The organism is Nocardia sp. X0981, assembly GCF_977089955.1.
Genome location: NZ_OZ372435.1, coordinates 3341774 through 3360097 on the forward strand (window position 1 = coordinate 3341774; position 18324 = coordinate 3360097).

Sequence of the window (18324 nt, forward strand, 5' to 3'; positions counted from 1 at the left end):
AGGCAGCGTGGAAGCTGTTGTGCCGGTGATTGTTTCGATCGGCTGGTGTATCTGATTCTGCACTATGACCGCTATTCCCACTGCGCTCCTACTTCACTGGGAACATGTTCACGACTGTTCCCCATCGGTCGGTGATTACTTTGTAGCGGGTTGTCGGTTCTCCACCCGCGTCTTTCGATAGATTGCCGATGACCTGTCCAGCGTCCACCACCCTTTCATAGTTGCCGACTTCGTTGGGGCCATGTGCGGGTACGTCGTCAGCGGCATCGACCAGTTCGTCGAGGTCGGTGCCGTCAGGGAAGGTACTCTTGTCGCTGGTCACTTCAGACCCCCCTGCAGCGTGCTTGCCACGCACGTATGCTTCGGAAACGTCGGTGAGTCCGCCGAGAGGGATCTCTGGGGCTACCGGTAGGTCTTCGTATCGAGTCTCGTTGGTTTGGCCGCCGATCGGTTCGCCATCGATATTGACGCGGCTCAGGATTATGGCGGCGAGGCCGGTGGTGACCTGCTCGAGGTCGGGAAGCGCGTCGAAGGCGGTGATGGCGGTGGCTGCTGCTGCGAGGCCCAGCAGGCTCCAGAGCCGGCTGGCCCGGTAGATACGGCTGATCGTCAGGGCGGCGTCACCGGCGAGCGCGACGACACCGCCGGCGCCGGCTGCCAGGCTACCGCCGACAGTGAGCCAGGAAACAGCGACTGCGGCGGCGATGATGATGCCCGACTCGACGAGGAACGCTGTGGTCTCGCTGCTGATCTGCCGACTGGTTTCGGCGGTGTTCGTGCGGTATTCACCGATGGGTGCGGCCATCACCTGTGCCGCGCCCGCGAGGCTCTCGGCGGCTGTCCTCATGGTGGCGAAGTCGTTGGCAATGCCTTGCCTGGTCTTTGGTTCATCTATGCCGGTGAGCAGGTCGGCGATTGCGGAAATGCGGGCGGCGGCGCCGGTGACGGTCTCGTGGTTGCCGAAGGTTTTCCACACGGTTTCGGCGGTGGCGAGTTTGTCGAGGTCGCCGTTGGGGAGCTTCCCGAACTCGGCGGTCACCTTGTCGAGGAGGCTGTCGAAGAACTCCGCTGCTCCGCCTTCGTGGCCCAGTCCGTTGCCGTTGTCGGCGACCGAGCTGGGTATCTGCACGGAGTGGACGGTGACGTCGGCGACCTGTGGCCGGTCGGGGTTGCTCTTGTTGGCTACGCCGTGGTTGTAGCCGGTGGCGTAGAGGAGGTAGCCGAAGTTGGTGAGGGCGTCGGCGAGGTTGGTGCAGGTCTGCAGGACCGTGCGGGCGCGTTCGTCGTAGGTTTCGCCCCATTGTTTGCAGCCGGGGGCATCACCGGCCATGCCGGCGCATTGGCCCTTGACCGCATCATGGACAGGTTTGTCGGCGGCACGGAGTTCAGCGGCGAGGTCGTGGCATTTCTTGGCGGCGTCGTAGTAGGTCTGCCAGTTCACGTACACGGTGGTCTCACCTGTTGCCGAACATGGTGCGGTTCAACTCGATAGCGCGGGTGTAGCGGTCGTGGGCGGCGCGGGCCGCGTCGCTGATATCGGCCAGGCCGGTGCCGAATTCGCGGGCGCCCACGGCCCAGAGCCGGTGGGCATCGCGGTAGGCGTTCGCGGCCAGGGTTTCCCAGGCGCCGTCGAGGGCGGCGACCTTGTCGTCGATGAGGTCGAGTTGCTCGGTGAGGTAGCCGGCCAGGTTGGACAGGCGGGTGACCAGTTGCTCGAGGCGTTCGAGGTCGACGGTGAATTCGGGGTTGTTCACAGGTTCAGGCTCGGGAACTGCTGGGAGGTGGTTTCATCGGTGGTTTCGTAGCTGCCGGCCTGCACGCCGAGTTCGGCGGCCATACCTTCGAGAGCCTGCAGGATTTTGATGCCGCCGTCGCGGAGTTCGGTCCAGCCGCCGCTGAACTCGTCGGAAGCGTCGCCGCGCCACCCGTCGCCGAGTACGGCGTCGACTTCGCTACTGGCCGAGTCGAGGCCCGATCGCAGGTTCCGAGCGATATCGGCTACGAACTGTCCCACCGCCCGGACTTCATCGGGTACCACCGTGATGTCGGCGGGCTGGTTCGGATTTCCCCCGGAATCGACCATGCCCGGAAGATTACCAGCGCCGTCCGCCGCACCCCACCAGTTCACGGCTGAGCCACCTGGGCGGCTCGAAAGCACGGCCATGCTCAGCCTTTATGTGTGCTTCCGGCTTTCGCGCACCACCACGGTCCCCAGCGTGTCGTACTCCACGCGCTCGAACGTGGCGAAGCCCAGCTCGTTCAGTGCTTTCAGCGCGGCGTGCGAGTTGTAGTTGGTGGTCTCGCCGGACCTACTCGGCATCCCGGTGGCCAGTCCGATGAGCTGGGTCGGCGGCCAGAGAGCGTTGTTGACGAACACGGCATAGGTCTGCGGTGTTCCCGGGGTCTGGTCGCGGGTGGCGAGGAAGATCTGTTCATCACTGATTTCCACCGAATTGCCGTTCATCGTGATCGTTGTGGTCGAGCAAGCCATGTGCCGAGATCCTGCCACAGGATCGGCAGGGCCGAATCCGACATCGGTGATCGGACCACGGCCGGGCGACCGGGTGCTGATGAGAAGCGGTTCTCGGCGGCTATGCGCGGCGCCACTCGTCGATCGACGACCAGATCGTGGTATGGGGTGCGTCGAATTCTGCGAGGTCGCCCTTCTCCGAGATCCGTTCGATCAGCTTCTCGATTCGAGTGGTGAGTTCGGCGGAGCCGGTTGTCCGTGCATGACAACGCAGCAGAGCCGTCAACAAGTCGCCTGGGTAGAAGTCGCCTCCGGCGAGCGGATCGGCATCGAGGAGGTCCAGGACCACCGGAGTCAGTACGTCGACGCCCACTCTTTGCGACAAGAGGATCCGGAAGTTTTCGACGGTGAGGTCCGTCAACGGGACATCTCTCAGCTCGTGCACGGTCTTCATGAGCCGAGTCGCATCCGGACCCGGCGCGTGCCAGGCTTTGCCTTCGATCTGCGTAAGTGACCGCGGATCGCGATTCCGCACTCGCTTCCCCTTTCTGAAGTATCGGTCGGCATCATCGCTTGCGGCGCGGGCCATGGCTGTGACCGGGCCGGTGCTCGGCGTTCGACCGCACAACCATCGGTAAGCCTCCGGCGATCCGGCCGGCGGAGGTCCTCGAGTGTGGTCTTGCCGGCTGCACGCTCCGGCCTCTGACGGACAACCGGCCAGGTGACCGCCTTCCGAAACAGCTTGGCCACCCTACTCATGTGGCTTCGAGGACCGACCCCGGCCGGTGATACCGAGCGCTGCACGACGGCGTTCGAGGAACGTCTCGTACGATCCGGAGAAAGCGTTGGTGACGGATTCTCAATAATGGCAGGATCTTTCGCCGAATGTCGGTGTCCCTTGCTAACTTGTCGCGTTCTGATCCGACAAGGCGACGAGGCGAACCATGGCAATCGGGAACAACATCGGTTTCGAACGGTCCGAGGAGGTGCAGTCCGCGCCGGTGCTGTGGAGTTTTCGTTCCGGCGCCGCCGCTTCCGGCGTCGTCGTGGACGAACGGGGCTGCTGGGTGGGCACCGAGAGTGGTGACGTGTTCATCTTGACCCCGGAGGGCGTGGTCACCGGCCGATTCCGACTGCCGAGCGCGGTCGAACACATGGTGGCCGACGGCTTCTGGATCTACGCCGCGTGCGCCGACAACCAGGTCTACGACCTGTCGGGCACGGTGCCGAGAGTCGCCTACGACATACCGGCCGAAATCGACATCTGCTCGCTCGACATCCATGAAGGCCGCCTCTGTGTCACCGACCGGCACGGTGTCATCACCGCGATCGATTGGAACGGGGAATTGCTGTGGAGTACTCCCGTCGAGGAGGGCGGAGTGATCCAGATCGACTCGCATGCCGTCTACCACGGGCATTCCGCCGGTGTCACCGGATACGACCTGGAAGCCGGATACCGCGTGTGTCATGAGGACACCGATGGCGCGGTCCTGTCTGCCTGCCAGGACTCGGAGGCGTTCTACGCCGGTACCGACGACAACTGTGTCGAGGTGGTCGGCAAGAACGAATGGGCGGGAATCGGCTACCTGTGCGGTGCGCCGGTACAGTCCTGCGCCACCTCCCCTGACGGCCGCGTCTTCGCCGGGGACGACTGTTCCTCGGTGTACTGCTGGGACATGTCGCGATGCGGTGCGTGGAAATGGGCCACCGGCTGCGGATCGGCCTCTGCCATGCGGTACCACGACGACAAGCTGTACCTGGTCACCACCACCGGAACCCTCACCTGTCTCGATGTCGGCGACGCCGCCTTCCGCGCCGCCGAGCAGGGTGTGCTGCCCGAAACAGTGTCGGTGACGGCTCCGGAGATCTCCGCCGTGGTGCCCGGCGCCACCGTCGAGGTCACCTCCGACGCCGGGAGCGGCGTTGTCGTCGAATGCGTGCTGCGCAACGGCGAGCAGTGCGTGCTCCCCGTCTCCCCTGATCGCGTGTTGCCCTTGGAGGTTCAGTTCCCCAAGGATCTGTGGCGCTGCGGTGCCCGCTATGTGGTCGATGACGTGGACGAGCCCGAGCGCGGCTTCTTCTACCGAGTCCGCGGCGACATTCGACAGCTGATCTGACTTCCGGCCGGACCACACCGACCGCACATCACCTGCCACGTAACCAGTGGCTCGTGCCCGGCGAGCCCGAATACCGGATGGCGTAGACCATGGAAATGGCTGCTGAGGTGGACGTCCGGTCGGCCGGTCACGGGGCGGCGTGTACGGGGGAGTACCCTCGCAAATTCTCGGCGTGGAAATACTCGGACACGGTGGTGAATCCGTGCGGTAAGCAGTGCCGAGGCGGGGCAGGATCGCGAGTGGGCTGGGAGGCCGGGGTGAGTGGGACGGAATGGGAGATGTTCTGCTCGGAGGTGTTCGCCATCGCCGAGCGTTACGCCATCCATACGTATTCGAATCCCGGCACCCTGCTGCTCTCCGGCGGATCCTCCTCTATGGAAGACCAAGCGCGCGGGGCCAACCCACATATCATGCTGGTGGATATGGGCGACGCCTCGGTGCGCATCGAAACGGGCTGGTGCGTCCGTGCCATCGCCGACTACGAAATCCAGTTCGAGGACAAGCCGTCCCAGGCGGCCGCGGCGGTCGAGGCGATCATTCTCGGGGGCGCCGAAGAGTATGTGCTCACCGATGACGACGACCGGTGGGTGGCGTTCGGGTGGTGTATTCGGGGCAAGGATTTCCTGATGTCGCAATCCCCGCACATCACTTCGGGGCGAAAGGCGGTTCGTCGGCTCCTGCCGTGGCGGTCGGCGTGACCATGCGGCCAGGAACTCGACCGAGCCGCCCACCTGCCGTCGGTCCACCGTGATTCTGCACTTGATCTCCCTTTCCAAAGCATCGGCTGGCATCACCGACCCGCGGCGCCGGCCGTGGCCGCGACCGGACCGGTCTCGGGATCGGATCGGACAGCACCGCCCAGCGGCGTTCGACCGACCGCACAACCACCGGTGGGCCTCCGGCGATCTGTTCGGCGGAGGCCTTGCGGGTGGTCTGGTCGGCCGGAAGCGGTCAGCTCACGGCGACGAATATCTTGTCGGCGAACATTGTGGGTTCAACGGCAAGAGTGCCCTGGGTCGCGGATGCGGTCGGCGAGACGAGGCCACATCGGGTCAGCTCCGCTACCAGTTGACCTATCTGGGGGACTATGCCGAAGGTCGGACGTAAGCCCTGGGAGCGATCAACTGCGGACCTACACGATCCGGGACGGCCTCCCGCGGAGTGGCGAACAAGTGACGGGATCTGGTAATGCCGATTCGACTCGAACTCGGCATCGAGGTCGAGGGAGCCTGGCTCGACTACGAACGCAGCCGATTCATCTCGGTGAGCCGGAAGCAGATGCTTCGAACATTCAATAGAGGTCGGGGCGGAAAAGGGCTTTGGCGCCGTCGCGAGTGTAGAGCTTGCGTTGCAGGTGCCGCAGGATCACGAGCGCTTCGTCGTCTCGCATCGGGCTGACGAGCTGGAATTCGACTCCTGCGCCGAGCAGGTCGCTGCCGAAGGCCAGCTCGCTGAGAAACAGCACTCGTGCGGTGTCGAGGTCATTGAGGGTAGCCCCCTGAGCGACCGCGTGGCGGAGTCTGCCGACTTCGGCGTCGAAGAGGTCCCGGTCGTCGAATCCGAATGCGCGCACGGGTATCGGCGCGCTGGTCGATACGCCGGTGTAGCTCGCCAGCGCCGAGTCCAGGAATTCGCGTTCCCGCGGGGTCAGCGCGGCCATATCGAAACCCATCGGTGTTCTCCTGAGGTGTGTGCAGTGTCAGCGAGTCGGTCCGGGGCCCGGCTTGCCGGGGTAGGTACCCCCGAGGCCGCCGGGCGGTGTGGGAGGCCCGAGCGATGGATCCTCGACCTGGTTGGTGAGGCGTATGAATTCCCCCAGCGGGTCCTTGGGGCGGTATACGGTTCCGTGATCTGTGGTGATCGGGTCGACGATAACGATGTATCCGACTCGTCCTCCGCCGGTTTGCAGCCCGATCGTAGGCGGGGACCGATCCTGATGCGAGCCGAAACAGACTGTGGTGGAGATAGACAAGTGCGTAATGCGGGCGGCGACGAGGGGCAACGCGATCAACAGTCTGCTGGGCACGCGCTCACGCTCGCCGGTCGTCGATGCAGATCTGTTCGAGTGTGGCGGCCGGAACGTGCCGATCATCCAGATCCGGTAGTTTCAATCCTTCGATCAGCGGTTCGTAGCCCATGACGAGGCTGTCCGGAACTACGGCATCACGCAGGCCATCTCAGCCCAATTCCTGTCCGAGTTCGGAGAGTCCGTCGGCGGCGGCGCGGCCGGATTCCTCGAGCCTGCGTGAGTAGGTGCGCAGGTCGTCGAATCCGACGCGCCGATGGGTTCCCATCAGCCTGAAGGGGATCTCCCCTGCTTCCAGGAGGCCTACCAGGTACGGCCGCGACACGTTGAGCATGTCGGCGGCCTGCTGCGTGGTCGGTTCCGTGCCGGAGGGCACGATGGTCACACTGCGGCCGCTCGCCGCTTCCACCAGTACGAAAGCCAGCAGATCGACGACGGCTCGCGGCACGAGCAGGGCATCGTCGCTGCCGACTTCCCGGCCGACGGCGATCACTTCCTCGTCGGGATGCCGGGTGAGGTAGTCCCGGATGCGGCGCATCGCTCGCGCCGCGAGTTGGGCATCGACCGCTCCGGGCTCGATCCGTTTCGCCGGATGGACACCTGTCTCACAGACGGTGATCACGCAAGGTGGCTCATTGTTTGTCCCGGCGTTCGGGCAGTGTCACCGCCAGGATCAGGACGGTCAGTGGCAGACCGATTGCGACGGCGTATCCCAGTGTGATCACTGTGGGTGCCTCGTCTGCTCGGTGAGCGCCGACCCCAGGGGATATTCCTGTGTTCCGGTGATCAGGTCGGCGGCTCGGGTGACCACCCACCACGGGCTGTCGGGTTCCAGCGTGTCGAGGTGGGGGAGCACGACCGCGTCCGCGGCGTGTTCGAGGGCGTACTGCACAGCGATCAGCGCGGCCAAGACGGCGACGGCGTCGGTGTGGACGGTGTAGACGATCTTCAGCCGGTGCTTCCGCGTCAGCGCTTCGAATGCGGCCGGGTCGTGGTCGCTGTGCAGCAGGGCGATCGCGCGTGCCGGTCCGTCCGGTTCCGTCACAGCGCCTGTCCTTCCGCGTAGCGGCGTGTCGTGACCGAGAGGTGTGCCCTCCGGACCGCGGTCACTGCGGGACCTCGATGTACTGGGCCGCGAGCCGGAATCGGGGGCAGCGGTGTCCGGCGTGGTCGGCCATCACGTGGATGGCGTGCGCTCGTCCACGGATGGGGTCGGTGCTCTTGCAGGCTGCCGGGTAGTCGAGATGGCGCAGGCCCGCGGCGACGCGCTCGAGGAGGTCGCGGTTGCGGGTGTGCCAGAGCCGTATGGTGGCCGCCATCGACTGGTTGTGCGTGCGCCTGGTGGGGAGTTTCGGTAGTTCCTGACGCATGTAACCGTCGACCGGGGCGATATCGGCCGGGGGCTGGTCCACGCCGATCGGCTCGCGGGCGCCGGCTTCGGCTGCGGGTATGGGCATAACGGTCGGCTCCGGGTTCTGTCGGGGCGAAAGTCGAGCGTGCGCCTCTGTGGATTGCGGTAATGATTGCTTCCAGCATTGCCGGGTTCTTGCGCCGGAAGGACACACTGAACCCGTACCGAGTACGTACTCTGGCGGTACTACAGCGGAGGGGAGAACGCCGAGAGATGACGATTATCAAGTGGACCGGGCTCGAGGTCGCCGCACTGCGTACAGCGTTGCGGGATACGCAGGTTCAGTTCGCCGACCGGATCGGATGCTCTCTGGAAGCGGTCGGCAAATGGGAGCGCAGAGGTGCCGAGATCACCCTGGGTGCGAAGTACTCCGAGTGTATGGACACCACCCGCAGGAGGCTCGACGAGGAGCAGCGGGCGCGCTTCGACGCAGCGCTTCACCAGGACCAGCGAACGGCGTCCGCTAACGTATCCCCGCAATCTGCCGGAGTTCCGAACGGTTGCTCGCGGTCACCTACGGTGATGATCCGGCCGAGCGGCGACGGGGTCTCGGATAGTTCGCGCAGCGACTCACACGATGACAAGATCTCTACTCTGCGGCGGATGCTTATGGGATGCATCCCCGATGCGCCGCCAGTCGATGAGTCCGAGATGATGGCTGCGGTAGCGGACACCTGGCATCTGTTCTTTTCGGCCCGGCTGGGTGAAATGGAGCGGACGCTTCCTGCTGTGTTGGCGGGAGTGTACAACGCTGCCGAGGAGGTAACCGGAGAAAAGCGCCGGCGGGTACATATTCTGCTTGCGCAACTATTACACGCCTCCTCCAATCTTCTTGGCTACGTGGCGCATGCGGACTTGGCGGCCCTCGCACTTGTCCGTGCGGATGCACTAACCGCAGAAAGCGGAGACGAGCTGACACGGGCTGCGATCAAAGGATCACAATCGTGGCTCCTGGCAAAAAGCGGGCTGTATGATGATGCAGCCGCGTATGCCGAGGAGGCTGCCGTTGGCATCGAACCGCGATTGTCCACTGCCACACCGCGCCATATCGCAATATGGGGAGAGCTCTTATGCTATGCGGCATTTGCGGCTTCTCGAACGGGAGACCACCGCGAGGCGAGAAGGCTCCTTCGTTTATGTGAATCTGCTGGGACGCAGCTGGAAGACAACTATCGCAGGAGGCCTGAGCCGTCCAATGTATTCGGTCGCACCTCAGCCGCTAGTTTCGGTGTCATCAACGAGGTTTCGGCGAATCGGCCGCGTGAAGCTCTGAAGCTTGCCGGTATCGTCACCAGCGGTGGCAGCGGTATGCCGCCCACGCTGCAGAGCCGCCGGCTCGTCAACGTCGCTCATGCTCAGATCGGCAGCCGAGACGATGCAGGGGCCGTGGCTACGCTTCGTCGAGCTTGCTCGATGGCCCCAGAATTTGTAGGCCATATATCTCTGGCCCACGAGCTGGCCAATGAACTCATGAATCGTCGAAGTTGGATCCAGGCGAATGAACTCTTCGGCGTGGCCGACCATCTCGGTTATCCGTATGAACTTCAGGAATACGACCTTGATCGTTAACCCGGCTGCATTTACCATCTTGTGTTTCGGTGATTCAAACACCTTTGGCCAGCCTTCGGGGGAGCGCGGCCGATGGCCAGTGGACGTGCGCTGGACCGGGCGGCTGCAGCAAATATTGGGTAACGGGTACGCCATAATCGAGGAAGGCCTCGGCGGCCGTACCACCGACCTCGACGACCCGGATCGTGATGATCGTAATGGCCGTAAGTACTTCCAACCATGTCTACGCAGCCACTCGCCCTTGGACATGGTGGTGATCATGCTGGGTAACAACGATCTCAAAACCAAGTTCGGTCGAGAAGCAGACGCCGTCGCTACCGCGCTCGAGGGTTATATCGACAATATCGAGCGCACTGCTTGGACCCGCACTGGTGGAGTACCGGCGGTACTGCTGGTCAGTCCGATTCATCTCGATGCCAGCCAGCCTGCGTTTGCCGCGCAAAGCTCTGAATACGACGTTGACTCCGCGCGCAAGTCACGCGAACTCGCTGCGGCAATAGGCCGTGTTGCTTACAAGCGCCGCGCTCTGTTCGCAGACGCGGCAACTGTCGCCTGTGCGGGAGTCGATGGTGCGCATCTGAGCCGTGGTTCACACGAACCGCTTGCAAGGCTGATTGCTCGAGAGGTAGACCGCAATGGGGCTGTTGCACGGTCAGGTGACACCGTCACCTGACCGTGCAACAGCCCCGCATGCGGAATTACGTTTCATCGTTTTCAGCTCGCGGGGATCGCCCGGAACTACCGGCAGGCCGCGATCCCGGCGGGGGAGAGCCTGCCGAGCCGGGTTCCGGTCGCTTCCGCGAGCGCTGCCAGGTCGTGGGCGCCGACCCGGCCGGCGAGGGCGAGGGCGATATCGGCGGCCGCGGCGGCGTCGGCTCCGGCCTGATGATGGGTGGTCAGGCGGACGCCGAGGGCGCTGCTCACATCCGGCAGCCGGTGCCGGGGAAGGTGCGGCAGATGCTGTTGGGCCCAGCGGTGGGTGCAACCGTAGGTCCAGGTCGGCACCGGTATCCCGCTGTGGCCGCAGGCTTGGGTCACCGCGTTCATATCGAAGGCCGCGTTGTGCGCGACGACGGGGAGTCCGTCGATCACCCTGAGCGCCGCGTCCAGCTGCTGGGCGAAGCTCGGCTGCCCGGCCACCATGGCGGCGGTGATGCCGTGGATTCCGGTATTGCGGGGATGGAAGCTGTGCACCGGCTCGGGTGGGCGGCAGAGCCACGAGTGGGTACCCACCCGGCGGCCGTTGCGCACGATCGCGATACCGATCGCGCAGATGCTGCCGTACTTGGGGTTGGCGGTTTCGACGTCGAAGGCGGCGAAGTTCAGTGTGCTGGTCACCGGACTGCTTTCAGTGGGAGGGGGCGGGGGAGTTCCCCGCCGAGCGGAATGAGGGGTTTACGGGAGAGGCGGAGCTTCTCGAACTCGGCCCAGCTGTCGGCGAGTCCGGCGTAACCGCGGGCCAGTCGCAGCAGCGTGGCGATGGGTTCCGGGGTTGTTTCCGGTATCCGTGCCGTGCCGGGGTGCTCGATAGGGGGCCAGCGGGGCGAGATCAGCCGGTGCCGGGTGGCTGCCCGGTGTTCGGAGAACCGCCGATCCGCTTCGGTAACGAAGTCTTCGACGGCGCGCACGGTGGCGTCGGTATCCACGATCAGGGCGGGCGTGACGTAGTCGGGCACAGCTGTATCCGCGCTCGCGACGGCCACCGGGTGGCCGTGGACGAGGCCCCGGATGTCGGTCACCCGCTCGTCGTCGAGCAGCCATGCGCCGGTCAGCCGGGAGAGGCCGAGGCCGGAACCGGTGTGCACGTGCCAGATCCCGAGCCGGTCGTCGCAGCGGCCGAGTACCGCCAGTGTGGTGTCCAGCGGTTCGGCGGTCATCTCAGCTCACCGCGACCCGGACGCCACCGGAGAACATCGAATCGTGGAACTCCAGTGCTGCTGCCCGGGTGCCGACGGGGACGTCGAAGGCGAGGATCACCGAGAACTTGTTGCCGGGGTTGATATCGGTGTAGACGTCGTCGTTCAGGTAGATCTCCGCCTCGGTGTCGTTGGTGAACTCGCGGCCCTGGGCGTCGATGAGTTTCTGGTTGCTGCCGATGTAGGACTGCGGCTGGTCGCTGGTGTTGGTGACGTCGATGTGCACGAGGACGAACTCGCCCTGCGCGGCTTTGCTGAGGAAGTCGCCGCCCACCGATTTCACCGGCGGGTCCACCTGGGTGATGACGAACGCGAACTTGCCGTCGCGCACCTCCGATCCGGCGGGCGCGATCTCCTCACCGCCGTCCGGTGCGGATCCGGCGACGACGCTGGTGCCGCTCGGGGTGTCCGCGTTGTCGGCGCTGGTGGCGATGATGCCGGCGCAGCCACCGCAGAGCAGGACGAAGAAGCCGAGAACGCCGAGGACGACCCAGAGGGCGGTGCGGCTCTTGCGCGGCGGCTGCGGGTAGGGGAGAGGGTACTGGGGGGTGGTCATCGGACCGGGCTCCTCGATTCGGAATGATTCGGGCGTGCGTGTTCCGCCCCGGCGGCGCATGCCGTGGGGCCGGATGTTCGCGGTTGAAGGAGCCGGGCCGCTTGGGTCGCGGCCCGGCGGGGGCGGTCAGGAGATTCCGTCGAAGCTGCCGGTGGCCATCAGTCCCAGCAGGTGCAGCGGGATCTCGCCGTAGGGCACTACCGAGAGCCGGTACCGACCGTTGTTCAGCCGGTCGCACAGCACCACTGCGCCGGTGACCGGGCCGTAGGCGGCTTTGTCGGCGTTACAGGCCCATTCGGCGTCGTAGCCGGAGTAGTGCCGGAGGTGGGTTGCGGCACTGGCCGTTCCGGCGCCGAGCCCGACGGTGAGCGCGGTGGCCGCACCGGCGGCGAGGATGGAAGCGGTGATACGGGTGCGTATGGACACGCGGTCTCCTGGATTCAGGCCACCGGCTCGGGGCCGGTGGCGGGATTGCTGTCGTTGCGGGCCTGGCTGGTGAGATGCCAGCCCGCGCATTCCGGGCATCGGTAGGCCCGCTGCTCCCGTCGTCTGGGGTTGTCGTGGTCGATGCCGGCCAGGACGAGCTCGGCGGTTTCCGGGTCGAAGTAGCGGATCTTCCCGGTGGCCGCGCACCTGCTGCGCCGGGGGAGCGACGGCAGGGAACGGAGGTCGTCGCCGTGCCGTAACCGCAGCGGCCGGTGGCCGCGGGCGGCGAGGCGGCGCCGGTAGCCCTTGTCGCGGCGGTGGTCGAGGAGGTGATCGCGGTGCTCGGGCATGGCGTTACTCCTTGCGAAACAAAGGGATTCGGAGTTGAAGGCCGGCGTTCCGGTCTGTGGTCGCCGTGTGTCGAGAACGTTAGACGGCATCTGATCGGAGCACAAGTGAAAACATTGTCAATCGTCAAACTGTCGGTTGACGAGGATTCTCCGACAACCTAGGTTGTTGTTTGACGAAAGGAGGCGTATGCCCGACACCGCCCCACTGGTCACCGCCGCGGAGATATCCCGGCTGGCCGGTGTCACCCGAGCGACCGTCAGCAACTGGCGGCGGCGGCATCCCGGCTTCCCGTCTCCAGCGGGTGGGAGCGAAGCGAGGCCGGTGTTCCACCTTGCCGAGGTGCGGCAATGGCTGCGCGAGCACGGGGTGGAATCCGCGGAATCGCCGCTGCAGGAATTGCGCACGGTGCTACGTGCCCAGGTGGCGCCGCAGGAGATTCCGCCACTGTTGGCGGCGCTTGCCCCCGGAGCTGTCGATCCGGCGGCCGGCGCGGACGAATCCGCGGTGCTGCGCACGGTGCGCGCCGCTGTGGCCGATGCCGGCCTGCGGCCGACGATCGAGGCGTTGGCCGAGCGCGGCCTGGAGGAGAGCCCGACCACCGGCGTGTACGTCACCCCGGACGACATCGCCGACCTGATGGCCGGACTCGCCCGCGCCACCGGGGCGGTCGTCGACACGGTGCTGGATCCGGCGTGTGGCAGCGGAGCGCTGCTCGCCGCGGCGGCCCGGGCCGGTGCTCACGAATGCTTCGGGCAGGACATCCTGCCCGTGCAGGCGCAACGCACCGCGCTCAACGTCCCGCTGGATGTTCCCGGCGTCTCGGTGGCCGCTCATGTGGGCGACAGCCTCCTCGCCGACGCCTTCCCGGGGCTCGAAGTGTCGGCCGTACTGTGCAATCCGCCCTACCTGCAACGAGAGTGGGGGGCCGACGAACTGGCCCTCGACCCGCGCTGGGCCTACGGGGTGCCGCCGCGTGGTGAATCGGAACTGGCGTGGGTGCAGCACGCCCTCGCGCATCTACGGCCCGGTGGTGTCGCGGTACTGCTGCTGCCGCCCGGTGTGGCGTTCCGGGGCCCCGGCCGCCGGATCCGGAGCGAACTATTGCGCCGGGGGGCGCTACGCGCCGTGATCGGGCTGCCGGTCGGCGTCGCGCCGCCACGCCATCTGGGGTTGCAGCTGTGGGTGCTGCGGAACCCACCCTCCGGGGCCGGCGGCACCGACGAGGTGTTGTTCGTGGATACGTCCTGGCTCGTTCCGGCGGCGGGCCGAGGAGCCCGGAGCGTGTCGCCGGAAGTGAGCGAAGCGATTCTCGCGGCGTGGCGGGCATTCGACGGTAGCGATTTGAGCACACCGTCCGATGTAGCGGCTGTGGTGCGTGTGATGGACGTCCTGGGCGAGGATGTCGACTTGACTCCGGGGCGATATGTCAGCGCCGCGGTGGACGCCGACCGTACCGCCGATGCCGTGAGCAGTGAGGCGCGGGCACTGGAGGCTGCCGTCGACGATCTCTGCGACACCTTCGACGACCTGCCCGAATTCCGCGGCGTCGAGGAACCCGGCTGGCGCACCGCGACCGTCGCCGACCTCGCCAAGGGCGGCGCCTTGGAGATCCGCCTGCCCCGGCCACGCCGCGACGAGGAGCCGTCCGCGTTCGAACGATACGCCGACCGGGCCGTCCTCACCGCCCGTGATCTCCTTGCCGGTACCGGGCCCTCCGGCGTGCTGGAAACCGACGGACCAGGTTTCCCGGTGCTCATCGAACCCGGCGATGTCGTGATGCCGCTGCTGCGCGGTATCCGCGACGAACATCCCGGCGCCCGCGTCGCGGGCAGCGATGAGGCGGGCGCACTGCTCGGCGCGAATGTTTTCCTGCTGCGCCCCACCCCGGGCCGTCTCGACCCGTGGTTCCTCGCCGGTTTCACCGCGAGCCCCGAGAACACCGCCGCCACCCTCGGCGCGACCACGATCCGGGTGGTCCCCAACCGGCTCCGCATCCCCCTGCTCCCGCTGGAACAGCAGCAGCACTACGGTGCGCTGTTCCGGCGGCTACACCGATTACGCACGGCCGCCCGCCGCGCCGACCGTTCGGCAGCGCGGCTGACCGGCCTGATGCGCACCGGTCTCACCGCCGGTGCCCTCGAACCGCACGACCCGCCCGCCGACGCCGCGCGGACCACCGCACCGGAAGGTAGGAAGTGAACACCGATAAGCACACCGAACTGGCCAACCACGCCTGGTCGGTCGCCGACCTGCTGCGTGGCGATTACAAACAGTCCGACTACGGCAAGGTGATCCTGCCGTTCACGGTGCTGCGCCGGTTGGAGTGCGTGCTGGAACCGACCCGCGACAAGGTCGCGGCGAAGGCGGCGGAACTGGAGGGGGTCGATATCGACCTCGACCCGTTCCTGCGCGACGCCGCCGGCACCGAGTTCTACAACGCCACCGACCTCACCCTCAAAAAGGTGCTCGGCGATCCCTCGCACGTGATGAAGAACCTCCTCACCTACATCGGCGGCTTCTCCCCGAACGCCCGCGAGGTGCTGGAGAAGTACGAATTCGCCCAGCAGGTGAAACGGTTGGACAGCGCGGATCTGCTGTACAAGGTGGTGGGCAAGTTCGCCGACCTGGACCTGCATCCCGAGCGGGTCTCCAACCACAACATGGGCTACGTGTTCGAGGAACTGATCCGGCGCTTCGCCGAACAGTCCAACGAAACCGCCGGTGAACACTTCACCCCGCGCGAGGTGATCGAGCTGATGGTGAACCTGCTCATCGCCCCCGACGAGGAACTGATCGGGCGGCCCGGTGTCACCCGCCGCGTCCTCGACCCGGCCTGCGGCACCGGCGGCATGCTGAGCTCGGCCGAGGAACACATCAAAAGCCTCAACCCGCAGGCGCGGGTGGAGGTGTACGGGCAGGAACTCAACCCGGAATCGTGGGCGATCTGCCGGTCCGACCTGATGATCAAGGGGCAGAACCCCGACAATATCGCCTTCGGCAACTCCTTCAGCGACCCCGGGCACAAGGACATCCGCGCCGACTACCTGCTCGCCAACCCGCCGTTCGGGGTGGAGTGGAAGAAGGTCAAGGAACAGGTCGAATGGGAGCACAAGCACCTCGGTGACGCCGGGCGCTTCGGTGCCGGCCTGCCCCGGATCAACGACGGCTCCCTGCTGTTCCTGCAGCATATGATCAGCAAGATGAAACCGGCTTCCTCCGGAGGGAGCCGGGTCGCCATCGTCTTCAACGGGTCGCCGCTGTTTACTGGCGCCGCGGAATCCGGGGAGTCGAATATCCGCCGCTGGATCATCGAAAACGACTGGCTGGAAGCAGTTGTCGCACTGCCGGACCAACTGTTCTACAACACCGGTATCTCCACCTACTTCTGGATTCTCACCAACCGGAAGTCGCCGGAGCAGCAGGGCAAGGTGGTCCTGCTCGATGCCCGCGACTACTGGCAGAAGATGCGGAAATCGCTGGGTGACAAGCGCAAGATGATCTCCCCGGAGCAGATCGCGGAGGTCACCCGCATCTACCGCGACGCTCTCGATATCGCCGCCGACCCGGACCATCCGAAACACGACAAGGTGAAGGTATTCGTCAACAGCGACTTCGGTTACCGGCGCATCACCGTCGAACGGCCGCTGCGGTTGCGCTTCGAGTTGACGGAGGAAGCGTTGGGCAAACTCGCCTCGGCCGCGCCGGTCCGCAAGGCATACTCCGATACCGACGACTTCCGGAAGCTGCTCCAGCCGCTGATCGGCTCGGTGTGGCAGGCGAAGACGGACGCCATCACGGCATTGAAGGACGCGGTGGTCGGCGCTGGCGAACCCTGGCTCACCGGGGCACCGTTCGCCAAACTGCTGCGCGACGCGCTCGGTGTGCGCGACCCGAAAGGCGAACTGCAGCAGGTCAAAGGGGAGCCGGAACCCGACCCGGAACTCCGCGACTACGAAAATGTTCCACTGGACGAGGACATCGAGGAATACCTCGCTCGTGAGGTGTTGCCCCATGTGCCGGACGCGTGGATCGATCACAGCAAGACGAAGGTCGGATACGAGATTCCATTTACTCGCCACTTCTACGTATACCAACCGCCGCGCCCATTGGCGGAGATCGACGCTGAACTGAAGGCGCTGGAGGCGGAGATACAGGAGCTGTTGGGGGAGGTCACGCAATGAGCCTTGCCTGGCAAGTCAAATCCGAGACGGCCGGTGTGGGTGTGCCCGCAGGGTGGGAAGTGCGGAGAGTGCGCGACCTTGTCAGCGCGAGGAACGGGCACCCTTTTCCGTCGGACGCGTTCGGCCCTTCCGGTGATCTGCCCTTGGTGAGGATCAGGGATCTCGGTGCTCGGGAGTTCGAAACCTACGTAAGCGGTGATGTGCCGCAGTCGGCCTTGCTCCAGAATGGCGACGTCGTCATCGGAATGGACGGCGATTTCAACTTGCAGGTCTGGGATCGCGGCCCCGCGGCGCTCAATCAGCGTATGTGCGCGCTGCGCCCCGAACCGGATGTGGACATACGTTTCGTGGCATACGCATTGCCGGAAGCGCTCGAGATCATCAACGATCTGACATTCTCGACCACCGTCAAGCATCTCTCTACGAGCGATGTCCTCGGCGAGAGAATCGCGGTTCCCGATCTGGAGGGGCAGCGCCGCATCGCCGACTTCCTCGACACCGAGACCACCCGAATCGATCAGCTCGTATCCGCATCGGTTCGGCTCGAAACGAAATTGATGGAGCGCCGTCGAGCGCAAGTGCTATCAGCGGTTTCCGGTGCGGAATTCCCCGATCGCAAAGAGTCGAATCTTCCTTGGACAGAAAGTCTTCCCTCGCATTGGCCAGAAGTTCGCCTGGGTCTGCTGGCGAGGATGGGCAGCGGACATACCCCCAGCCGGTCGAGGCCGGAGTGGTGGACCGACTGCACCATTCCATGGATCACAACCGGTGAAGTTCAGCAGATCCGCGACGATCGCCGGGAGGACTTGGTAGACACCCGTGAGATGATCAGCCAGGTAGGTCTGCAGAACTCGGCGGCCGAGCTCCACCCCAAGGGCACTGTGGTGCTGTGCCGGACCGCGTCTGCCGGCTACTCGGCGGTGATGGGACGAGATATGGCGACCAGCCAAGACTTCGTCACTTGGACCTGCGGTCCTCTGCTGGACCCGTATTTCCTCCTGTGGTGTTTACGGGCGATGCGGCCCGATCTTCTCGGCCGGTTGGCTATGGGCTCTACACACAAGACGATCTATGTTCCGGACCTGCAGGCCTTGAAAATCCCTTTGCCTGAAATTGCGGAGCAACGTGCACTCGTCGAGAACATTCGCGCCGCGAACGCGGTAGTCGACAACCTTGTCGACAAGGTCGAGAGGCAGGTAGCGCTCCTGTCCGAGCGTCGCCGAGCCCTCATCACCGCCGCCGTAACCGGCCAGTTCGACGTCTCCACCGCTTCAGGCAGAAACACCACCCAGGGGGTATAG

21 protein-coding genes are annotated in these 18324 nt (G+C 65.3%); 7 read left to right on the forward strand and 14 right to left on the reverse strand.

The features are described 5' to 3' along the window. Window positions 1-88: 88 nt before the first annotated feature. The 5 genes from ACYR7D_RS14795 to ACYR7D_RS14815 all read right to left on the reverse strand — a co-directional run bounded on the left by ACYR7D_RS14795 (window position 89) and on the right by ACYR7D_RS14815 (window position 3059). On the reverse strand, window positions 89-1447 hold the full coding sequence (locus tag ACYR7D_RS14795; protein ID WP_459545160.1) for a hypothetical protein: 1359 nt from the start codon (window positions 1445-1447) through the stop codon (window positions 89-91). A 7-nt stretch (window positions 1448-1454) separates the two neighbouring features. Further along, entirely contained in the window at window positions 1455-1754 is a 300-nt protein-coding gene (locus ACYR7D_RS14800; RefSeq protein WP_459545161.1) for a WXG100 family type VII secretion target, read from the reverse strand. Continuing rightward, the gene (locus ACYR7D_RS14805; RefSeq protein ID WP_459545162.1) at window positions 1751-2083 is read right to left on the reverse strand and encodes a WXG100 family type VII secretion target; all 333 of its coding nucleotides are present in this window, start codon (window positions 2081-2083) and stop codon (window positions 1751-1753) included. The genes ACYR7D_RS14800 and ACYR7D_RS14805 overlap by 4 nt, the downstream gene beginning before the upstream one ends. A gap of 90 nt (window positions 2084-2173) precedes the next feature. After that, window positions 2174-2491: a hypothetical protein gene (locus tag ACYR7D_RS14810; protein ID WP_459545163.1), complete on the reverse strand. Its 318-nt coding sequence runs from the start codon at window positions 2489-2491 to the stop codon at window positions 2174-2176. 100 nt (window positions 2492-2591) lie between these two features. Continuing rightward, complete coding sequence (locus ACYR7D_RS14815) at window positions 2592-3059, reverse strand: contact-dependent growth inhibition system immunity protein (protein WP_459545164.1); 468 nt, start codon at window positions 3057-3059, stop codon at window positions 2592-2594. A 355-nt stretch (window positions 3060-3414) separates the two neighbouring features. Here ACYR7D_RS14815 and ACYR7D_RS14820 point away from each other — a divergent pair, with 355 nt between their 5' ends. Further along, window positions 3415-4587, forward strand: a complete 1173-nt coding sequence (locus ACYR7D_RS14820; RefSeq protein WP_459545165.1) for a PQQ-binding-like beta-propeller repeat protein — start codon at window positions 3415-3417, stop codon at window positions 4585-4587. 257 nt (window positions 4588-4844) lie between these two features. Beyond that, window positions 4845-5285, forward strand: coding sequence for a hypothetical protein (locus tag ACYR7D_RS14825; protein WP_459545166.1), 441 nt, complete (start codon window positions 4845-4847; stop codon window positions 5283-5285). A 593-nt stretch (window positions 5286-5878) separates the two neighbouring features. Here the strand turns inward: ACYR7D_RS14825 and ACYR7D_RS14830 are convergent. From ACYR7D_RS14830 to ACYR7D_RS14845, 4 genes are all read right to left on the reverse strand, one after another. Beyond that, a complete protein-coding gene (locus tag ACYR7D_RS14830) occupies window positions 5879-6259 on the reverse strand; it encodes a hypothetical protein (RefSeq protein WP_459545167.1) in 381 nt (126 codons plus the stop codon). A gap of 505 nt (window positions 6260-6764) precedes the next feature. After that, window positions 6765-7235 (reverse strand): excisionase family DNA-binding protein, encoded by a 471-nt coding sequence (locus ACYR7D_RS14835; RefSeq protein WP_459545168.1) that lies wholly within the window; start codon window positions 7233-7235, stop codon window positions 6765-6767. Window positions 7236-7334: 99 nt separating this feature from the next. After that, window positions 7335-7658 (reverse strand): hypothetical protein, encoded by a 324-nt coding sequence (locus ACYR7D_RS14840; protein WP_459545169.1) that lies wholly within the window; start codon window positions 7656-7658, stop codon window positions 7335-7337. A 61-nt stretch (window positions 7659-7719) separates the two neighbouring features. After that, window positions 7720-8070: a hypothetical protein gene (locus tag ACYR7D_RS14845; protein WP_459545170.1), complete on the reverse strand. Its 351-nt coding sequence runs from the start codon at window positions 8068-8070 to the stop codon at window positions 7720-7722. A 167-nt stretch (window positions 8071-8237) separates the two neighbouring features. On the opposite strand from ACYR7D_RS14845, the gene ACYR7D_RS14850 reads away from it, so the two are divergent. Together ACYR7D_RS14850 and ACYR7D_RS14855 are read left to right on the forward strand one after the other, a co-directional pair. Beyond that, entirely contained in the window at window positions 8238-9593 is a 1356-nt protein-coding gene (locus ACYR7D_RS14850) for a helix-turn-helix domain-containing protein (protein WP_459545171.1), read from the forward strand. After that, on the forward strand, window positions 9562-10266 hold the full coding sequence (locus ACYR7D_RS14855; protein WP_459545172.1) for a GDSL-type esterase/lipase family protein: 705 nt from the start codon (window positions 9562-9564) through the stop codon (window positions 10264-10266). Before ACYR7D_RS14850 ends, ACYR7D_RS14855 begins: the two co-directional genes overlap by 32 nt. Window positions 10267-10331: 65 nt before the next feature. On the opposite strand, the gene ACYR7D_RS14860 is transcribed toward ACYR7D_RS14855, so the two are convergent. The 5 genes from ACYR7D_RS14860 to ACYR7D_RS14880 all read right to left on the reverse strand — a co-directional run bounded on the left by ACYR7D_RS14860 (window position 10332) and on the right by ACYR7D_RS14880 (window position 12841). Then, window positions 10332-10931 (reverse strand): exonuclease domain-containing protein, encoded by a 600-nt coding sequence (locus ACYR7D_RS14860; RefSeq protein ID WP_459545173.1) that lies wholly within the window; start codon window positions 10929-10931, stop codon window positions 10332-10334. After that, window positions 10928-11470, reverse strand: coding sequence for a hypothetical protein (locus ACYR7D_RS14865; protein ID WP_459545174.1), 543 nt, complete (start codon window positions 11468-11470; stop codon window positions 10928-10930). Before ACYR7D_RS14865 ends, ACYR7D_RS14860 begins: the two co-directional genes overlap by 4 nt. Before the next feature lies 1 nt (window position 11471). Beyond that, entirely contained in the window at window positions 11472-12065 is a 594-nt protein-coding gene (locus ACYR7D_RS14870; protein ID WP_459545175.1) for a DUF4352 domain-containing protein, read from the reverse strand. A gap of 126 nt (window positions 12066-12191) precedes the next feature. Next, window positions 12192-12491 (reverse strand): hypothetical protein, encoded by a 300-nt coding sequence (locus tag ACYR7D_RS14875; protein WP_459545176.1) that lies wholly within the window; start codon window positions 12489-12491, stop codon window positions 12192-12194. A 14-nt stretch (window positions 12492-12505) separates the two neighbouring features. Then, window positions 12506-12841 carry a hypothetical protein gene (locus ACYR7D_RS14880; protein ID WP_459545177.1) on the reverse strand — a complete coding sequence of 112 codons (336 nt, stop codon included), beginning with the start codon at window positions 12839-12841 and terminating at the stop codon, window positions 12506-12508. Between the two features lie 187 nt (window positions 12842-13028). Between ACYR7D_RS14880 and ACYR7D_RS14885 the strand changes: the two genes are divergently transcribed. The 3 genes from ACYR7D_RS14885 to ACYR7D_RS14895 are packed head-to-tail and all read left to right on the forward strand — an operon-like array spanning window position 13029 to window position 18324. Further along, window positions 13029-15041: an N-6 DNA methylase gene (locus tag ACYR7D_RS14885; RefSeq protein WP_459545178.1), complete on the forward strand. Its 2013-nt coding sequence runs from the start codon at window positions 13029-13031 to the stop codon at window positions 15039-15041. Further along, a complete protein-coding gene (locus ACYR7D_RS14890; RefSeq protein WP_459545179.1) occupies window positions 15038-17023 on the forward strand; it encodes a type I restriction-modification system subunit M in 1986 nt (661 codons plus the stop codon). The genes ACYR7D_RS14885 and ACYR7D_RS14890 overlap by 4 nt, the downstream gene beginning before the upstream one ends. Beyond that, window positions 17020-18324: a restriction endonuclease subunit S gene (locus ACYR7D_RS14895; protein WP_459545180.1), complete on the forward strand. Its 1305-nt coding sequence runs from the start codon at window positions 17020-17022 to the stop codon at window positions 18322-18324. The genes ACYR7D_RS14890 and ACYR7D_RS14895 overlap by 4 nt, the downstream gene beginning before the upstream one ends.

Bases quoted from the DNA above. Each gene is read 5' to 3' on its own strand.
- ACYR7D_RS14805 (WP_459545162.1), bottom strand. From the start codon at position 2,083: ATGGTCGATTCCGGGGGAAATCCGAACCAGCCCGCCGACATCACGGTG.
- ACYR7D_RS14810 (WP_459545163.1), bottom strand. From the start codon at position 2,491: ATGGCTTGCTCGACCACAACGATCACGATGAACGGCAATTCGGTGGAA.
- ACYR7D_RS14815 (WP_459545164.1), bottom strand. From the start codon at position 3,059: ATGGCCCGCGCCGCAAGCGATGATGCCGACCGATACTTCAGAAAGGGG.
- ACYR7D_RS14820 (WP_459545165.1), top strand. From the start codon at position 3,415: ATGGCAATCGGGAACAACATCGGTTTCGAACGGTCCGAGGAGGTGCAG.
- ACYR7D_RS14830 (WP_459545167.1), bottom strand. From the start codon at position 6,259: ATGGGTTTCGATATGGCCGCGCTGACCCCGCGGGAACGCGAATTCCTG.
- ACYR7D_RS14845 (WP_459545170.1), bottom strand. From the start codon at position 8,070: ATGCCCATACCCGCAGCCGAAGCCGGCGCCCGCGAGCCGATCGGCGTG.
- ACYR7D_RS14850 (WP_459545171.1), top strand. From the start codon at position 8,238: ATGACGATTATCAAGTGGACCGGGCTCGAGGTCGCCGCACTGCGTACA.
- ACYR7D_RS14855 (WP_459545172.1), top strand. From the start codon at position 9,562: ATGAACTTCAGGAATACGACCTTGATCGTTAACCCGGCTGCATTTACC.
- ACYR7D_RS14865 (WP_459545174.1), bottom strand. From the start codon at position 11,470: ATGACCGCCGAACCGCTGGACACCACACTGGCGGTACTCGGCCGCTGC.
- ACYR7D_RS14870 (WP_459545175.1), bottom strand. From the start codon at position 12,065: ATGACCACCCCCCAGTACCCTCTCCCCTACCCGCAGCCGCCGCGCAAG.
- ACYR7D_RS14880 (WP_459545177.1), bottom strand. From the start codon at position 12,841: ATGCCCGAGCACCGCGATCACCTCCTCGACCACCGCCGCGACAAGGGC.
- ACYR7D_RS14885 (WP_459545178.1), top strand. From the start codon at position 13,029: ATGCCCGACACCGCCCCACTGGTCACCGCCGCGGAGATATCCCGGCTG.
- ACYR7D_RS14895 (WP_459545180.1), top strand. From the start codon at position 17,020: ATGAGCCTTGCCTGGCAAGTCAAATCCGAGACGGCCGGTGTGGGTGTG.